Genomic DNA, 17,458 nt, shown 5'->3' with positions numbered 1-17,458 from the left:
GCGCAAAATGAACGAGGCGCCCTACGGGGCGCCTTTTCTTTTGGGAGGGTACTTAGAACAGGGTCTCGAGCTTGGCCGCCGCGTCGTCCCAGCTGAAGCGGGTGGCGTTGCTGCGGGCAAGTCCCGAGAGCCGGGCGTGTTCGGCCCGGTCGGTGCTGACGGCGCTGATCGCATCGGCGATCGCCTGGGGGTTCAACGGGTCAAAGAAGCGGGCGCCCTGCCCGCCCACTTCGCGCAGCACCTCGATATCCGAGCAGACCACCGGCACGCCGAACTTCTGTGCCTCGACCACCGGCAGGCAGAAGCCCTCGGTGAGTGACGGGGCCACATAGAAATCGGCATGCGCGTACCAGGTGGCGAGTTGCTGCTCGTCGACCCGGCCGGGGAGAATGAAGCTCTTGAGCTCGGGATAACGGGCCAGCTCATCGCGGACCGCATCGCCATTGTCCTTGCCGATCCAGACGATCGGGATATCGAGGCCGCGCTGACGCATCAGCTCCGCCGCCTCGATGAGGCGCGGCAGGTTCTTGGTCGCCATGTTGCTCGAGACGCACAGGCCGTAGCGGCCGGGCACGGGTCGCTCGGCGAGCGGCGTCGCGCGGATCGTCGAGGCCTCGCCGATCGTCACGGCCTTGCCGGCCGCATCGGGATAGAGGCGCCGGAACTCGTTGGCTGTGGCGTCGGAGACGCAGACCACCTGCGACGAGGCGGCAACCGAAAGGGGGAAGTAGGTGTTCCAGGCCAGCTGGTAGTGCCACTTGTGCAGTTCGGGGTGGGTGCGGCGATAGAGATCGTGCAGCACCAGGACCCGCTTCCTGCCGCCGGCGATCGGCGCCAGGGGCCAGGGCGTGAAGATGGTATCGGCCTTGTGCTGCGCAGCGACGACACTGACCTGCGCCGTCTCGAACCAGTATTGCAGCTTCTCGCTGGGGGTAGCCTTGCCGCGCACGATGGTGACGCCATCGAGCGGCAGGTGCGGTTCAAGCCATTCCGGCTTCCAGCTGGTGAGCAGCACGTAGTCGTGGCGACGACGGTTCAGCAGCGCGGCATAGACGTTCGCCGTGTACATCGCGATGCCGGACAGCTGTGCAGACCCGGCGCCGAGGAGATTGAGCAGAACCTTGGCCATGGGGCGTCAGCGGCGCTCCCGTCCCTCGCCGAACAGCGGGATGACGTTGCCGATCCGTGCCGGCGGAGTGGCGGCGCCCTCGAACGGGCGGACCATCGGGCCATTGGCCATCGCGACGGCGCGCTCGGGTTCGAACAGGGCCTCGACGGCTTCTAGCAACGCGCCGGGCGTGACCGGCTTCAGCAGCACCTGATCGATGCCTGCGGCGAGCAGCGGTTTGTGGAACGGAGCCGGGGTGCGGGTGAGCGCGACGATCTGGAAGTCGGGCGTCGCGAGCTTCATGTGCTGGCGCAGGCCGCGGGCGATGTCGATGGCCGGCGCGCCGGGCAGATCGGTATCGAGGATCACCACGTCGACCGGCGAGATGCGCAGGTAGGTGGTCAGCACCTCGACGCCCTGAAAGCTTGCCACCTTGTGCCCGCCATCAAGCTCCAGCGCGCGCTGCAGGATGCCGCTGAAGGCCGGATTGCCGGCTAGCATTGCGATGCCGAGACTGCGCGAAATCATCAGAGGTTGGCCTCCCGCTTGGGGTTAACAGGGGCTTAACACGCGCCTGCGCATAGAGCGCGGGGGAACTCGCCATATCCTTAATCGGCTAGGTTACCGCCCTGCCCGGCTCAGGCGATGCCTAGGCGGGCCTTGACCTTGCCGGCGAGATTGCGGGTTTCGTCGGGGTGGATCAGCGCGGTTAGGCCGAGGAACACCAACCCACCCGCAACGCTCCCGGCCGCCAGCCGGAACAGCGGCCACGCATCGCCCAGCAACGCGCTGGCGATGAAGGCGGCGATACCGGTCGCGACCGCAATGCCGACCGACGCTCCGAGGTCGCGCCAGGCGATGGGGATCGGCGTCAGCCGGCGCGAGACGATGATGGCCGTGATGAGGTTGGCGAGCGTCCCGCCCGTTAGCGCCAGCGCCGCACCGACCTCGGCCAGCGGCGGAATGACGAGGAAGGACAGCACGATAGTAACGATCGAGCCCGGCGTGCTGGTGACGATCAGCAGCCACGGCCGCTTATGCGCGTGAATGACGTTCTGGAACACGAAGGCCGAGAAATTGGCGGCCATCACCGCGACGGCGATCAGCGGGAAGATCTGCAGCACTGGCCCCTGGTAGTCGGCGGGGAGCAGCAGCTTGGCGATATCGGTGCTGAGCGCCACCAGCAGCGCGGCGACCGGAAAGGTCAGCCGAGCGAGAAGCGCCATCTGCTGCGACAGGAAGCTCGCCGCCGCGGCCGGCCCGTCGCGGTCGAACCGGCTGACCATTTCGGGGAAGCCGCCCATGTTGATGGCGTTGGCGATGGTATCGATCGGCTGGCGGGCCAGCACGTAGACTGCGGCGAAGACCGCCACGGCGCTGGCGTCGTAATACATCTTGAGCAGCACCCGCTCGGCGCTGTTGAGGCCGAAGCCCACCACCGCGATCGCGATCATCGGCAGGCCGAGCGCGAACAGCTCGCGATAGGCGAAGCGCGGCGGCCCCTCGACAACGCGGCCAAGGGCGAGCCGCAGCCCGATGAGCCCGGCGAGCAGCGTCGCGGCGGAAGAGGCCAGCGAGACGAACAGGAAACTGTGCTGCACCATTGAGATGACGACCACTGGCAGTGTCAGCTGCAGGGCGGCCCGCACAAACTCCAGCAGGGAGTAGGCGCTATGGCGCTGCTGCATCTGCAATATGGTGAGCGCGAAGCGGTTGACCGAGCCGACCGCAAGGTAGGTGCAGACGGCCAGCGCAAACTCGGCCCAGCGTTCCGGCGCAACGATGCCCGAGGCAGCCGCGGAGACCACGAGGCCGATGAGCGTCGTCACCGCGAGCACCCGCGCCGCCAGCGCCAGGCTGCCGCGGCTGATCTCGCCCTTGCCGCCGAGCCGGAGCAGCGCGATGCGCAGCCAGTTGGTGACGGCGGAATCGGTGAGCTCGCCGACCGTGACGACAAGCGTCAGCAGCCCGTATTCGGTCTGGTCGATGAGCCGGGTGGCGATGACCAGCAGCAGCAGCGCCGAAAGGCGCGTCAGCAGCATCGCCGGAGCGTAGATGAGGGTGGAGCGCAACAGCACTGGCGGCACTTTCCGGACATCGCCGGCGAGGGTCCGGCAAATCCGCTTACGCCCGCGACCGTCGAACGGATAGTTAATTGGCCGTCTAAGGTGAATAGCAGCAATTGTATCGAAATTTGCGGACTGATCTTAGGCGCGCCGCGCTACTCGGTGATCATGCCGGTGCTCCTGCCACGATACCGCCGCCAATATTAACACTAAAGTAACCTTTCGGTACTGCTGGACCGGGCGAGGTTATATCGATGCTGTGCGGCCTCGGGTAAGGGCCCGGGATTATTGCCATGGCCTTCGACGTTGCTCCACAGATAGAGGCTCCGGCTGCCGCTGCCGAGCGGCCGGCCGATGCTGTCACTGTGCACGTCAACACCGATGAAGCCGAGTGGCGCGCCCTGATGGCCGCAGCACCGGTTGGCCACCTGCCGCAGGATTTCAGTTTTGCCGCCGGCAAGGACGCCAGCGGCTGGCCATCCCGCCGCTTGATCTTTGCCGTCGGCGAGCAGCCCGTGGCCTTTGCGGTGGTGCTGCAGTACCGGCGCTTCGGCATGAAGCTGCTCAATCGCGTCAATCGCGGACCGATCCTGCTCGAAACGATGCCGTCGGACGAACAGGTGGTTGGAGTCTACCGCGCACTGCGCAACACAGTCGGCCGGCTGTGGACGATGCCGCTGCTGATCGCCCCGGCGCTCAACAGGACCGAGCACAATATCGGCCTGCTGCGCGAGGCCGGCTATGTCCGCCGCCAGGCCGCCTCGTGGCGCTCCGGGCGCATCGACATCTCGGTGAGCGACGAGGAGCTCTGGAAGAGCTTCGGCTCGACCTTCCGCAACCGCACCCGCGCCGCCGAGAAAGCCGGCGCCGAGCTGCGGATCGCCGACGACGCCGCCACCTATGACTGGATGATCGCCCGCCATCTCGAGAACATGAAGGCGAAGAACTTCCTCGCCGCTGGCCCGGAGATGCTGCGCGGCCTGCGAGAGGCAGCGCCGGGCAACGTCCTCGTGTTCCAGCTGCTGCGGGAGGGCATGCCCGTCGCCGGCATGTCGGTAGTCCGCTTCGGCAATACCGCCGAATACCACATCGGCTGGTTCGGGCCGGAGGGCCGCAAGGTCAACGCCGGCAACTTCCTGATGTGGAACGTGATGCGCGAAATGAAACGGCGCGGCGCGAAGAGTTTTGATGTCGGCGGGCTGCGGCTCGGCGACGGCTATACGCAATTTAAGCGAACGATGAAGCCGGTCGAGTACGAGCTCGCCGGCGAATGGATCAGCATTTAAGGGGGTGGTTATGAGTATGATGGATGTGGCGCGCGGCGCCTATGCACGAGGTCCGAAATTCCTGCGCCAGTCGCTGGCGCCACTGGTCTCGCTGGTGCCGACCAGCATGAAGTTCGGCGGTACCTACCGGCTGTGGCGCGAGCGCATCGCCGCCAGCGCCGACCCGGTCTATGCCAATGCCGAGCACCTCAAGGCGCTGCGCGGCCTGCTGCGCAAGGCGCATGACAACAGCCCGTTCTACCGCGACCTGCTCGACCGCCACCTGGGCGTCGACTTCGACTATGAGCGGGCCATGCCCGAGGATCTGCGCCGCCTGCCGATCCTCAAGAAGACCGATCTCACCGCCGCCGGCGACAGTGCGCTCGCGGCCCCGCGCTCCAGCGTCGACCGCGCCGACACCAGCGGCTCCAACTCCGAGCGGCCGTTCGGCTTCTATCTCGATCGCGACCGCAGCGTGCGCGAAATGGCCTTCGTCAACGACAGCTGGAGCCGGGCGGGCTTCACCGAAAAGGACAGCAAGATCGTGCTGCGCGGCGTCGGCCTCGACGGGCGCGGCCGCATTACCTCGGAATGGGAGCCGGCCCTGCGCGAGCTCCGCCTGTCGGTGTTCCCGATGACCCGGCAGGATGTCGCGCACTATGCCGACCTGATCGACGAGCACGGCGTGCGTTATCTCTACGGCTACCCCTCGGCCATCGACCTGATGGGCCGCCACATGATCACCCTTGGCCGTGAGTTCAAGCAGCCGCTCAAGGGCATCCTGCCGATCTCCGAGCCGATGCTGCCGCACCACCGCGCCACCATCGCCGCGGCCTTCGGCGCCGATGTGCCGATCGCCAATTTCTATGGCCTGAGCGAAAAGGTGCTGTTTGCCTCCGAAAGCATGGCGGGCGGTGAGCTCTATACGTTCGAGCCGCTCTACGGCCTTGCCGAACTGGTCGACGAGCATGACCAGCCGATCACCGAGCCCGGCCGCGAGGGCCGGCTGATCGGCACCGGATTCCTCTCCACCGGCATGCCGTTCATCCGCTACGACACGCATGACCGCGCCACGCTGGTCGAGCTGCCCACCGAGGCCAACGGCCAGCGCATGCGGGTTTCCAGCATCATCCCGCGGCGCAAGCCCAACTACCTGATCACCTCCGATGGTGGGCGGGTGGTCACCATCGACCTGACGCCCGACACCCCGCGCTTCTTCAAGGGCGTCGACGAGTACCAGTTCCTGCAGGAGCGGCCGGGCCACGTCACCATCCGCTACATCGCCTCGGAGGGCGGCACCGAAGCCGATGCCCTGAATCTTGCGGCAGACCTGCAGGATCGCGTGCGCGACCGCGTCACCTTCTCGATCGAGCGGGTCGAGAACCTCGCCGGCGGCCGGGGCGGCAAGCGCGCCTTCATCGACCAGCGGCTGGATCTGAACCAGTTCTGAGGGCTGGGGCTAAAGCCCCAGTGCCTTCAGCATGGCGGTGTCGGGAATGGCCGGGCCCGTGGGCAGGATGATGCTCATCCCCCACCGGTTGGAGTATTCCCAGACCGACCACGGGATGCCGTGCTCCTCGGCCTTGCGCCGCACCGCCTCCAGGTAGCGCAGGCGGTCGGCGGCGAAAGCCCCCATCCGGCCATCGTCGGACATGGCGATGACGCCGAACTCGCCCAGGAACAGCCGGCTGGTCGGGATGCCGTGGGCGCCGGCCCAGTTAAGGACATAGTCAAAGCCCTCCTGTAGCTGGCTCTCCCCCTCGCCGTCGGCGAAGTACCTGGCGATGTACGGGCCGAGCTTCAGGATGGTCTGCTCCTGGTCGGCCTCAGTGACACCGGCCGCCGTCATATGGGCGCGCAGCATCTCGATCACCGCGCCCGGCGAGCCTTCACTGGCCGGCCAGGGCAAGCCCGAAGCGAAGCCCCCCTCCTCGTCCGACTGTTGGTGGGTGAAGCTGTGCGGGTCGTACATGTGGAAGCTGTAGTAGAGGTTGGGGTCGTCGAAATTCGGATCGAGGTCGGCAAGCCCGATGACGTCGCCACCGCAGGCACCGGTGGCGATCACCGTGAGCTCGGTGCTGACGGCACGGATCGCCGCCATCGCCTGCTCCATGATCTTCTGCCATTGCCCGTCGCCCCTGCCCTCGCAGGGATAGTGTTGCGGCTCGTTGAACGGCTCGAACGCCACCTTGTCGGCGCCAAGCGGCGCCAGCATTATCGCAACGTCCGCCGTCATCGCCACGTAGCGCGCGACGCCCTCGCTGTCTGAGCGACCCTCGACCGTGCTGTCCCCGCTATAGGCGGCGACCTGGGTGATGGGGTGGAGGTTGAACACCACCTTGAGCCCGCTCGCGAGAACCAGCCGGACGTCCTCGGCCAGCACCGCCAATGCCTCCTGGCGCTTCGCGCCCTCGGTGGCGAGCAGCGGGCCCGGATCGACGGTGAGACGGATGAAATCGAAGCCCAGCGACTTAATGCGGGCGAATTCGTCGCCGGCTGGCCAGTCGGTGAGCTCGCGATAGCGGGTGCGCCATTCGTCCACCGTCTGATAGGGCGGCCACCGATAGGAACCGTCGGCTGCCAGTGGCGACCAGTTGAGCCATTCATGCACGCCCACGCCGCGCTGCAGCGCCAACGGCGCCGCCTGCGCGCTTCCCATGAGCATCGCGAGGGCAAAAAACACTACCCGCCAGATCGTCGCCATCGCACCCTCCGCTTTCGCGGCGCATGTTAGCCGTCCGGCGTGACGAGCGGGTTCATGCCCGCCGAAATCGCTGCCTATGGTGTATCAGGCGTCAAACGCAGAGGGCCGCCGACAGCTTGGCTGGGACATCCGCACGATCGCTCCCGGGAGCGCTTGACACCCACCCCCACCAAACCTAAGAAGGCGCCGCGCTACCAGCGCCCGTCGGCCGGTCCCGGGACCAGCCAGCGTCTGGGGCGGAGTAGCTCAGTTGGTTAGAGCAGCGGAATCATAATCCGTGTGTCGGGGGTTCAACTCCCTCCTCCGCTACCATTCACCCCCCTCAAGCGGCGCCTGGCCAGAGATCCGTCGCCCAACGCGACCGGCCTGTGCTTACAGCCGGTGGAGCAGTCTCAGCCGCGTTTCTGGTGGGATGAATGCTGCGGAGAGGGCGCTGCGGTTGCTGGCACGGAACTCGTCCAGCCCCCAACCAAATATCTGGTGCATGCGCTCGTACTCGTCGGTGAGGGTAAGGTTCGTCGGGCCGCGGGCGTCGGTGCTGAGGCTGAGCGAAATGCCGAGCCGGCGCAGGCGGTCGATCGGGTGGTCCTCGTAGCGGTCGAACACGTCGATCTGGATGTTGCAGGACGGGCAGACTTCGAGATGGACGTTGTTGGCGAGGAGGAGCTCGATGACGGCGGGATCCTCGATCGAGTGGACGCCGTGGCCGACGCGGCGGGTGCCGAGCTGCTCGATCACTTCGCGCACGCTATGGGCGCCGACCGCTTCGCCGGCATGGGCGGTGATGTTGAGGCCCTTGTCGCGGGCGGCGCGGAAGACCGGGATGTGCTGGTCGAGCGGATAGCCCGCCTCGTCGCCTGCGAGGTCGAAGCCACCGACGCCCTGGTCGCGGTACTTGTCTGCGATGCGGACGAGATCGAGCCCGGAGGCTGTGTCGTCTGGGCGGAGGGTGCAGAGGATGAGGCGGACTTCGACCGGGTAGCGCGCCCTGCCCTCTTCAACCGCGGCGAGGACGATCTCGACCACTTCGTCGGTGGTGAGGCCGGTCTGGCGGTGGAGGTGTGGCGCAAAGCGCAGCTCGGCATAGATGATGTTGTCGGCCGCGAGCTGGCGCAGCATGTCGATGGTCTGGATGCGCAGGCCCTCGCGCGTCTGCAGCAGCGCTAAGGGCGGGCCGAGATAGCGGAAATAGTCGACGAGGCTCTTGCACTTCTTGGGCGCGAGGAACTCGGCGCGGTAGCGCTCCGGCGTCATTTCGGGGACAAGGGCGTGGACGGACTCAAAGCTCATCGAGCAATCGAGGTGGAGGTGCAGCTCGACCTTGGGCAGCGCGTTGAGTTCGTCTCTCGTCATTCTCTTGTCCCGTCAACCTTTGATACCAGCGCTCGCGAGGCCCTGCACATAGTAGCGCTGCAGCGGCAAGAGCAGCGCGATCGGGATCAGCGCGGTGATGACCGCGACGGCAAAGAGCTGGTTCCAGATCGTCTGGTATTGCTGCTGGAAGGCGGCCATGCCGACCTGGATCACCTTGAACTGCTGGGAGGGCATGGCGAGCAGCGGCCACAGGAACGCCTCCCACTGGAAGACGAAGAGCAGCAGCCCCGCGCTGATGCAGGTCGGGATCGAGAGCGGCACGTAGATACGGAGGAGAATATCGAGCCAATTGGCGCCGTCGAGCTTGGCGGCCTCAAGGTAATCCTTCGGGACTTCCTTGAAGAACTGGTAGAATAGGAACACCGCAAGCCCGTTGGCAACGCTCGGCACGATCAGCGCCGCGATATTGTCGACCCAGCCTATCTGCAGCGTCACCGTGTAGAGCGGCAGCGCGATCGCCTCGAAGGGCAGCATGAAACTGATGATGATCAGCGTCAGGATCGCGTTCTTGCCCTTGAAGTCGAACACCGCGAAGGCAAAACCGGCCATGCCGTTGACGATCAGCCCCGCGATCATCGTGATGATGGCGACGAACATGGTGTTGGCGATGATGAGGCCGAAGCCGCGATCGAACACGCCCTGGTAGGCCTCGAGCGAGAACGGCGCAGGGATCAACGCCTTGGTGGTGAAGGGGAAGATATCGGCAAAGACCGCCGTGTTCGACCGGAGCGAAGAGACAATGGCCCACCAGAGCGGCAGGACGAAAATGAAGGCGATGGCGATGTAGGCGAGGTGCTTCAGGCCGAAGCCGAGACCTTTGCGGAGTGCGGTGGTCGCCATCACTTCTTCTCCGGCTTGCCGTTGAGCAGGCGGAACTGCAGCCCGACGATGACGAGGAGGATGGCGACGACCACCACGATGATCGCCATGGCGCGGCCCATGTCGCCGAAGATGAAGCCGGATTTGTAGGCCTCGTACATGAGCACGTTGGTGCTGTCGGCTGGGCCGCCCTGGGTGATCATGAAGATGGGCGCAAAGAGGAGGAAATTGATCGACACGTCGGCGACGAGGACGAAGAGCAGCGTCGGCCTGAGCAGCGGGATGGTGATGAAGAACAGCCGCTGCCACGGTTGCGCGCCGTCGATCTTGGCGGCGTCATAGATCTCGGGCGAGATGTTCTGCAGCCCGCCGATGATGAAGATCATCCAGTACGAGATCCCCTTCCAGGTCGCGATGGCGATGATCGAATAGAGCGCGAGGCTCTCCGAGGTCAGCCAGGGCTGGCCGGGGATGCCAGCAATGTTGAGGAGGCCATTCGCCAGCCCGTCGGGGCTCAGCATGATGCGCCAGATGATCACCGCGGTGGGCAGCGACACCCCGATCGGGATGAGGAACAGGATGCGGTAGAAGGTGACGCCTTTGAACTTCTGCACGTAGAGCAGCGCGAGACCCAGCGCGAGCGCGATCTGGATCGGGTTGATCAGCAGGTTGAACCAGAGGGTGACCTGCAGCGATTTCCAGAACGTCGAGTCGGTGACGAGCGACAGGTAGTTGTCGAGCCCGACGAACACCTGGTTGCCGCGGAAGACGTTGAAGAAGCTGTCCGAGATGGCCAGCGCGATCGGATAGAGCCGGAAGACGACGAGGCCGAGCAGCGCGGGGGTGAGGAGCGCCACGACGAAGAAGAGGGGGGACTTGGCTCGGGTGGTCAATGGCGGCTGCTTCATCTGGTAAGTGACAACTGGGTAGCACAGTGGCTGTTGACCCCCACCCCTGTCCCTCCCCCTAAGAATGGGGAGGGAGACCCTCGCACATGCGCCAGTGTTCTCGTCTCCCTCCCCCTGTTGAGGGGGAGGGGACAGGGGTGGGGGCCAACAGCCACCGGCGGCGCAGGAGACTACTGCGCGACGCGCGAGGCGGCGGATTCGAACTTCTGCACGGCGCTCGTGAGAGCATCCTTCACCGGCACGCCGTTGGCGATATCGACGAAAGCGGTGCGGAACGCGTCCTGCAGCTGGCCGTAGGCGGCCGTCACCGGACGGACCTTGGCGGTGTTGAGCGAGTCGTAGACGCCCATGCGGAACACGTCGTTCGGGAAAGCATCGTAGTCGGCCGAGTTGCTGATTTCGTCGAGCAGCGGCTTGTAGGTCGGGAGCTGGTTGAGCGCTTTGAACCAGACGCGCGTGCCCTCGTCGGACGTGGTGAGGTACTTCACGAAATCGAACGATTCCGCCTGGTTGGCCGAGGCGGCGTTGACGCCGATATACCAGCTGCCGGTCGGGGTCAGCACCTTGCCACCCTCGAAATAGGGGTATGGGGCGACGCCGTAGTCGACGCCGGTGTCGCTGAGGATGGGCAGGTTCCAGGTGCCGCCGGCGAACATGGCGAGCTGGCCGTTGCCGAACAGCTGGGCCGCTTCGCCATAGCCGAGGCTTTTCGGGCTCACTGCCCACTCATTGTAGAGGTTCGACCAGTAGGTCGCGGCCTTGGTCCAGGCTTCGCTGTCGAGATAGCCCTTGGCGGTGTAGCCGTCGGGCCCGATCACGTCGGTGCCCAACGACTCCCCGAACGGCTGCAGCTGGTAGAGCTCACCGAACTGCTCGACGGTGAAGCCCCACTGGGTGGTGCGGCCATTGTCGCGCTTGGTCAGCTTCTGCGCAGCATCGGCCACCTGCTCCCAGGTCCAGCGCTTGGTGGAAGCGAGCTCGTCGACCTGCGCCTGCGTCGCGGTGGCCCCGGCCGTGAGGCCCTCGGGCGCCGCGATGCCGGCGTCGGCGAACAGCTTCTTGTTGTAGTAGAGCACCTGGGCCGAGTTGTTGACCGGCAGCGCGTAGAGCGTGCCGTCGTACTTGCCGGCATCGACCGAACCCGGCACGAGGCTGGCGGTATCGATCGCCGGATCGATCGGCGACAGGAACCCACGCGAGGAATAGCTCGCGACCAGCGGGGCATCGACATAGACGATATCGATGCCGGCATCCTTCGAGCGCAGGCGCAGGTCGGCGACCTGGAAGAACTGCGCGAAGGGATAGGGCTGGAGGTTGATCTTGATGTCGGGATGCGCTGCCGAATAGGCATCGACCACCGCTTGCATGGCGGTGGTGTCGCCACCCTCGATGACGATGAGGTTGAGGGTCTTCTGCTGCGCGAACGCGGTGGTGGTGAGCATGCCGGCAACGAGCCCGGCAATGGCTGCGGTCTTCCACATCTTCATGAGTGCACCTTTTCGGGAGTGACGTGCGAGGGGGAGGCATACCGGCTGGCGCCCCAGATGAGGGCCTGGGTCACCAGGTCTATGAAACGGCCCACGTCGGCCTGGAGCGCGACGCCGACATTCTTGATGCGCTTGTCGTGCGCGGGATCCTGCGGACGGAAGTCGATCAGCGTCTGGCCATAAGACTCGCTATCCGCGACGATCACCTCACCGGGAAGCTGCTCAACTGTGAAGATGGTCGGGTCGATCAGGTAGGCGATGGCGCAGGGATCGTGCAGCGGCGCGCCGGGCTTGTCGGCGCCGGCGAACGAATAGTAGGTGCCGCAGTAGAACTCCATAGTGTCAGCGACCGGATTGGGCGCGGGCTGCGAGGCGCGTACGGCGGCAACATGGTCGCGCCCGAGCAGCGTCTGGTGCGTGACGTTGAGCCCGAACATCGTGAGCTTGACGCGCGAGCGGAACACGATCCGCGCCGCCTCGGCGTCGGCCCAGATGTTGAACTCGGCCGCCGGCGTGACGTTGCCCTCGCCGGCCGAGCCACCCATGAACACGATCTGCTTCAGCTTCTGCGCCATGTCCGGGCGCTTGGCGAGCACCAGCGCCAGGTTGGTCATCGGGCCGATGACGACGGCGGTGATCTCGCCGGGGTTGGCATCGGCCAGCGCGATGATGGCGTCGACGGCGTGGGTGGACTCGGCAGCACGGGTGGCGCCCGGGAGCTCCGCACCCGCGCTGTCGAGCCCGCTCGGGCCGTGGAAGGCCGCGGGGAACTCGTAGCGGTGGAGGAGCGGCTGCACGGCGCCGGCATAGACCGGCACATCGAGCCCGAACGCCTCAACGATGCGCAGCGCATTATTGGTGGTGTTGGCGACGGACGCGTTGCCACATACGCTGGTGATCGCCTCGATCTTAATGTCCGGGTGCCAGGCGGCGAGCAGGATCGCCGCCATGTCGTCATGGCCGGGGTCGCAATCGATGATGATCCGGTGGGTGGGCATAGGGCTGGTCACTCGCAGATAGTCGTCAAGGAAAACTGCGAGATATCGTCCGGGCGCCGAGTGCCTCCCGGATCGCCTGATAAGCCCGCGTATTATGGCGTTACGCTAGGATGGACGTTGCGTGACAAACAGCCTCAATTTCAGCTGTTCGATTGACTTTTCCTCAACGGTCCGATGCTGCATCTGCTCAACGCCATCCGTGCCTTCGAGGTCGCCGCCCGGCTGGGCAGCGTGAAGCGGGCTGCCGACGAGTTGCATGTGACGAGCGGCGCCATCAGCCGGCACATCAAGAACCTCGAGGACGAGTTCGGCATGGCCCTGTTTGAGCGCGGCAACCGTTCGATGAAGCTGACGCCGGAGGCGGCGGCGTTCGCGGCGACGGTGACCGAGGCCTTCGCCTCGATTACGCGCGGCACCGAGCATCTGCATGCAGCCGCCAGCCAATCGACCATCATGCTGACCGCGCCCGACACGTTCCTCCTCCGCTGGCTGGTACCGCGGCTGCAGAGCCTCGAAGCGGCGCTCGGCGGCAAATCAGTGCGGCTCACCACCTGGACGCGCGAGATCAACCCGGCCGATCGCTCGATCGATGTCTATGTCGGGGTGGGGCCGCTGCTCAAGATCCACGGGATGACCGTGGTGCCGGTGGCGCCCGAGACGTTCGGTCCGGTGGTGAGCCCGATGCTGGTGCGTGATCGGCAGGTGACGCGCGATTTTCTGTGGAGCCTGCCGCGGCTCGATATCCGCTGGCCGCCCGATATGTGGACCAACTGGGCCCGCGAGGCGGGCATCGCCCTGCCCCCGCGCGAGACCATCTGGTACGACGCGCTCTCGTTCAGCGTACAGGCGGCGGAAGCCGGCCTCGGTGTGGCCATTGGCCCCGGCCCCGCGACCTGGGATGCGCTGGCACAGGGCCGCCTGATCGCGCCACTCGGCATGGTCACCCGCCCCGGCCACTGGTTCCTCGCCTGGCGCGACGATCGCTCGAGCCGCACGATGAACGCCAGGGGGGGCCCGTGGGGGCCCCSCCCCTTCGTTTTCAGTTCAGATGTTCGATCAGAACGGGCTCTCGGCGTCGAGGAACTCGGCGGCGTTGTCCTTGGTGATTAGCGTCGAGTCGAGAACGAAACGGCCAGCCACCTGCACGCCGCCGACAAAGTGCGACGTAGTGAGCTCGATCGCGGTGGCGATCATCGCCGGGCTGTAGCTCACATCGACCGGGACGAGCTTGTCGCCCGCCTGGACGCGCTGCAGCATCTGCTGCATGCCGGCGCCGCCGACGATGAACATGTCGTTCTCGCGGCCGGCCTGCTTGATCGCCTCGATGGCGCCGAGCGCGATGTCGTCGTCCTGCGCCCACACCGCTTTGATGTCGGGGAAGCGGGTCAGGAAGTCCTGCATCACCTTGAAGCCGTCATCGCGGTTCCAGTTGGCGAACTCGTCGTCCAGCACCTTGATGTTGGTGCCTTCGATGCCCTTCATGAAGGCGTCGAAGCGCTGCTGGTCGATCGGGATCGGCAGGCCGCGCAGGATGACGATGTTGCCGCCCTCGGGCAGCGCATCTTTGAAGTACGCGGCCGAGTTGGCGCCGAGGCCCGGATTGTCACCGGCGACATAGAGGTTCTCAACGCCGTTGATCGACAGCTGGCGGTCGACCACGGTGACGAACTTGCCGGCGTCCTTGACCTGCTTGATAGCCGAGGTCATCGCGTCGGGATCGCCCGGCAGGATGACGAGGGCATCGATATTGCGGGTCGAGACCATGTCCTCGATGTCGGCGATCTGCTTGGGCGCATCGGGGGCCGAAGCGAAGACGAAATCGACATTGGCGTAGGTCTTCTTCAGCCGCTCGATCGCCTGCTGGGCGAAGTAGTTGACCCCGCCCGTCCAGCCATGGTCGGCCGCCGGCACCGAGACGCCGATGGTCACCTTGTCCTGCGCGAGCGCGACCCCACCCAGGCCGCCGGCGACGACCGCCGCGGCAAGAAGAGATTTCAGCAATTTCATTTAGTCCTCCCAAAAGTGCCCTTGAGCGGGCGATGTGGATTGCGATTGGCCTAGCTGGTGCGGCGCCCCCGCTGCAGCAGCACGGCGAGAATGATGATGACGCCCTGGAACGCTCCGTTGAGGTACGGGCTGATGAAGCTCTGGAGGTTCAGGATGTTGCCGATGAGCCCGAGGATCACGACGCCGACCACGGTGCCCCAGATCCGGCCGTAGCCGCCCTTGAGCGTGGTGCCGCCGATGATCACCGCGGCGATAGCTTCGAGCTCCCAGAGGACGCCTGTCGTGCTCGAGGCCGAGCCGAGCCGCGGCACATAGAGCAGCACCGCGACGGCGACGAGCACGCCCTGCAGGATGTAGGTCAGCAGCCGGACGTTATCGACATTGATCGAGGAATAGCGCGCGACCTGCTCGCTGGAGCCGATGGCGGCGCAGTAGCGGCCGAAGGCGGTGCGGCGCATGACGATCTCGCCGCCGATCGCGACGACCGCGAAGACAATGATCGGCCACGGCACGCCGAGGATGCCGTCGTAGTAGACCGGGCGGTAGACGTCGGCGACCTGGAAATTGAGCGACAGCGTACCGCCATCGGCAAGGAAGGTGACGAGAGAGCGGAAGATGCCCATGGTGCCCAGCGTCACGATGAAGGCTTCGATGCGGCCGCGCGTGATCATCAGGCCGTTGCCGACACCGGCCCCGCCGCCGAGCAGCAGGCCTGCCCCCATGCCGACGAGGACGACGCCTACTCCGATGCCCATCGAGGGGATCAGCGAATTCATGACGATGATCATCACGCCCGCGATCACCGCCGCCATCGAGCCGACCGAGAGGTCGAGCCCGCCCGAGGTGATGACGAAGGTCGCCCCGATGGCGATGATGCCGATGAAGCTCGAGCGTGCGAGGACGTTGGTGAGGTTGTTGTAGGTGAGGAAGTTCTCGTTGAGCGAGATGCCCAGGATCACCAGCAACAACAGCGCCACGAGGGGTCCGACCGTCTTCAGATCGAGGCGGAACCCCCTGGCGGGCTTCGCTGCAATATCAGGCGCTGATGCGCTCATCGTTTCCACTCTGTTTGATGCCGGCGGCGTACCGCATGATTTCTGCTTCGGTGATCTCGGCGCCCTCGAGCAGGCCCGCCATGCGACCCTCGCGCATGACCACGACGCGGTGGCTGAGCCCGATGACCTCCTGCATCTCGGACGAGATGACGATGATGGCTTTGCCCTCGGCGGCGAGCGCCGCGATGATGTGGTAGATCTGCTGCTTGGTGCCGACATCGATGCCGCGCGTCGGCTCGTCCATGATGATGATGTCGGGCTCGGATTCCATGGTCTTGCCCAGCATCAGCTTCTGCTGGTTGCCGCCTGAGAGCCGGCCGACGGCGACCGAGGGATCGCGGGCGCGGATATCGAAGCGACGCACTGCGCGCTCGAGCGCCTTGGCCTCGCTGGCGCTGTCGAGGAAGCCGGCCTTGAGGTGCTTCTTGAGCGTCAGCAGCGTGAGGTTGGGCTGCAGCCCCATGTTGAGGAGGAGGCCTTTGCCCTTGCGGTCCTTGGTCATGTAGGCGAGGCCGGCCGCCACCGACTGGGCGACACGGGTGAAGTTGGCCGGCTTGCCCTTGACCTCGATCTCGCCGCCCGTCCTGTGCGTGAGGCCGGCGATAGCTTCGGCGACCGCGGTGCGGCCCGAGCCGATGAGGCCGGCAAAGCCGAGAATCTCGCCCTTCCTCAAATCGAACGAGATGTCCTTGACGCCCGGCGCCTTGAGCCCGCGCACCGAGAGCAGCAGCGGCGCGTCGATATCGGGTTCGTGCTTGGGCGGATAGAGGTTGGTGAGCTCGCGGCCGACCATCATCTGCGCCGCCGAATCCGGCGTCAGCGCCGTGGTGCTGACCGTGGCGATCAACTGGCCGTCGCGGAGCACGGTAACGCGCTGGGCAAGTTGCATGACCTCGTCGAGCTTGTGCGAGATGAAGATCACGGCGACGCCGCGCGCCGTGAGGCGGCGGATCTGCTCGAACAGCGTCTGCGTCTCGCCCACCGACAGCACGGCGGTCGGCTCGTCCATGATCAGCACTCGCGCATCGCGGCTGATGGCCTTTGCGATCTCGACCATCTGCTTGTCCGCGACCGAGAGCGTGCTGATCCGCGCATCGGGATCGACATGGACGTGCAGCGTTTCGAGTACCGCCCTCGCCTTCTGACGCATCTGGCGCACGTCGAGGAAGCCGAAACGGCGGATCTCGCGGCCAAGGAAGATCGAGTCGGCAACGGTCAGGTGCTCGGCGAGGTTGAGCTCCTGGTGGATGAGCACGATGCCCATCGCCTCGGCCTCGCCATTGGGTGGCAGCACGGCCTGCTTGCCGTCATAGACCACGGTGCCCGAGGTCGGCTGCTCGATGCCCGAGAGGATCTTGATGAGGGTGGACTTGCCGGCGCCGTTCTCGCCGATGATGGCGTGAACCTCGCCGCGTTTCACGTCGAAATCGACGCTGAACAGCACCGGGACGTCGTTGAACGACTTCGAGATCCGGCTGGCCGCAAGGATCGCCGGCGCGCTCGCGCCCACGGCGTTCGACATCTTGATTTGCCTCCCCTGGAAGCGGCCGGGTTATGCCCTCCGCTCGCTTCCGAACCATCGATGTAAAGGTTTTCATAAATGATGTAAAGGTTTACATAGACAGGTAACTGTGTAGCCTTTGGTCGGACCATCTGGCGCATTCCAT

At 65.6% G+C, this 17,458-nt stretch carries 15 protein-coding genes and 1 tRNA gene; 4 read left to right on the top strand and 12 right to left on the bottom strand.

Going from position 1 to position 17,458, the window contains the following annotated elements; all coding sequences use genetic code 11:
• Positions 1-52 precede the first annotated feature (52 nt).
• The 3 genes from AC1DV8_RS03105 to AC1DV8_RS03095 all read right to left on the bottom strand — a co-directional run bounded on the left by AC1DV8_RS03105 (position 53) and on the right by AC1DV8_RS03095 (position 3,186).
• Positions 53-1,129 carry a glycosyltransferase family 4 protein gene (locus tag AC1DV8_RS03105; RefSeq protein ID WP_477156442.1) on the bottom strand — a complete coding sequence of 359 codons (1,077 nt, stop codon included), beginning with the start codon at positions 1,127-1,129 and terminating at the stop codon, positions 53-55.
• A gap of 6 nt (positions 1,130-1,135) precedes the next feature.
• Complete coding sequence (locus AC1DV8_RS03100; RefSeq protein WP_477148582.1) at positions 1,136-1,636, bottom strand: response regulator; 501 nt, start codon at positions 1,634-1,636, stop codon at positions 1,136-1,138.
• 110 nt (positions 1,637-1,746) lie between these two features.
• Positions 1,747-3,186 carry a lipopolysaccharide biosynthesis protein gene (locus AC1DV8_RS03095; protein WP_477156441.1) on the bottom strand — a complete coding sequence of 480 codons (1,440 nt, stop codon included), beginning with the start codon at positions 3,184-3,186 and terminating at the stop codon, positions 1,747-1,749.
• A gap of 281 nt (positions 3,187-3,467) precedes the next feature.
• On the opposite strand from AC1DV8_RS03095, the gene AC1DV8_RS03090 reads away from it, so the two are divergent.
• Positions 3,468-4,460 carry a lipid II:glycine glycyltransferase FemX gene (locus AC1DV8_RS03090; protein WP_477156440.1) on the top strand — a complete coding sequence of 331 codons (993 nt, stop codon included), beginning with the start codon at positions 3,468-3,470 and terminating at the stop codon, positions 4,458-4,460.
• A gap of 10 nt (positions 4,461-4,470) precedes the next feature.
• Complete coding sequence (locus AC1DV8_RS03085; protein ID WP_477156439.1) at positions 4,471-5,889, top strand: phenylacetate--CoA ligase family protein; 1,419 nt, start codon at positions 4,471-4,473, stop codon at positions 5,887-5,889.
• 9 nt (positions 5,890-5,898) lie between these two features.
• Here AC1DV8_RS03085 and AC1DV8_RS03080 read toward each other — a convergent pair whose 3' ends face one another.
• A complete protein-coding gene (locus AC1DV8_RS03080) occupies positions 5,899-7,143 on the bottom strand; it encodes a glycoside hydrolase family 5 protein (protein WP_477156438.1) in 1,245 nt (414 codons plus the stop codon).
• 235 nt (positions 7,144-7,378) lie between these two features.
• Between AC1DV8_RS03080 and AC1DV8_RS03075 the strand changes: the two genes are divergently transcribed.
• A tRNA-Met gene (locus AC1DV8_RS03075) sits at positions 7,379-7,455 on the top strand.
• A 60-nt stretch (positions 7,456-7,515) separates the two neighbouring features.
• Here the strand turns inward: AC1DV8_RS03075 and add are convergent.
• The 5 genes from add to AC1DV8_RS03050 form a co-directional block, all read right to left on the bottom strand.
• The gene (gene add, locus AC1DV8_RS03070) at positions 7,516-8,496 is read right to left on the bottom strand and encodes an adenosine deaminase (RefSeq protein ID WP_477156437.1); all 981 of its coding nucleotides are present in this window, start codon (positions 8,494-8,496) and stop codon (positions 7,516-7,518) included.
• A 12-nt stretch (positions 8,497-8,508) separates the two neighbouring features.
• On the bottom strand, positions 8,509-9,357 hold the full coding sequence (locus AC1DV8_RS03065; RefSeq protein WP_477156436.1) for a carbohydrate ABC transporter permease: 849 nt from the start codon (positions 9,355-9,357) through the stop codon (positions 8,509-8,511).
• Positions 9,357-10,229 carry a carbohydrate ABC transporter permease gene (locus AC1DV8_RS03060; RefSeq protein ID WP_477148575.1) on the bottom strand — a complete coding sequence of 291 codons (873 nt, stop codon included), beginning with the start codon at positions 10,227-10,229 and terminating at the stop codon, positions 9,357-9,359. Before AC1DV8_RS03060 ends, AC1DV8_RS03065 begins: the two co-directional genes overlap by 1 nt.
• A 185-nt stretch (positions 10,230-10,414) precedes the next feature.
• Positions 10,415-11,731 (bottom strand): ABC transporter substrate-binding protein, encoded by a 1,317-nt coding sequence (locus AC1DV8_RS03055; protein WP_477156435.1) that lies wholly within the window; start codon positions 11,729-11,731, stop codon positions 10,415-10,417.
• Entirely contained in the window at positions 11,728-12,729 is a 1,002-nt protein-coding gene (locus tag AC1DV8_RS03050; RefSeq protein WP_477156434.1) for a nucleoside hydrolase, read from the bottom strand. Before AC1DV8_RS03050 ends, AC1DV8_RS03055 begins: the two co-directional genes overlap by 4 nt.
• A 174-nt stretch (positions 12,730-12,903) precedes the next feature.
• On the opposite strand from AC1DV8_RS03050, the gene AC1DV8_RS03045 reads away from it, so the two are divergent.
• On the top strand, positions 12,904-13,839 hold the full coding sequence (locus AC1DV8_RS03045) for a LysR family transcriptional regulator (RefSeq protein WP_477156433.1): 936 nt from the start codon (positions 12,904-12,906) through the stop codon (positions 13,837-13,839).
• On the opposite strand, the gene AC1DV8_RS03040 is transcribed toward AC1DV8_RS03045, so the two are convergent.
• The 3 genes from AC1DV8_RS03040 to AC1DV8_RS03030 are packed head-to-tail and all read right to left on the bottom strand — an operon-like array spanning position 13,786 to position 17,313.
• Positions 13,786-14,736 carry a substrate-binding domain-containing protein gene (locus AC1DV8_RS03040; RefSeq protein ID WP_477156432.1) on the bottom strand — a complete coding sequence of 317 codons (951 nt, stop codon included), beginning with the start codon at positions 14,734-14,736 and terminating at the stop codon, positions 13,786-13,788. The two genes, AC1DV8_RS03045 and AC1DV8_RS03040, sit on opposite strands and share 54 nt — an antisense overlap.
• 50 nt (positions 14,737-14,786) lie before the next feature.
• Positions 14,787-15,791, bottom strand: coding sequence for an ABC transporter permease (locus AC1DV8_RS03035; protein WP_477148570.1), 1,005 nt, complete (start codon positions 15,789-15,791; stop codon positions 14,787-14,789).
• Positions 15,772-17,313: a sugar ABC transporter ATP-binding protein gene (locus AC1DV8_RS03030; protein ID WP_477148569.1), complete on the bottom strand. Its 1,542-nt coding sequence runs from the start codon at positions 17,311-17,313 to the stop codon at positions 15,772-15,774. The genes AC1DV8_RS03035 and AC1DV8_RS03030 overlap by 20 nt, the downstream gene beginning before the upstream one ends.
• Between the last annotated feature and the right edge of the window lie 145 nt (positions 17,314-17,458).

Source organism: Devosia sp. P3_B2 (assembly GCF_056402875.1).
The sequence above is the reverse complement of the archived record's forward strand: the minus strand, read 5'-3'. Positions and strand labels throughout refer to the sequence as shown.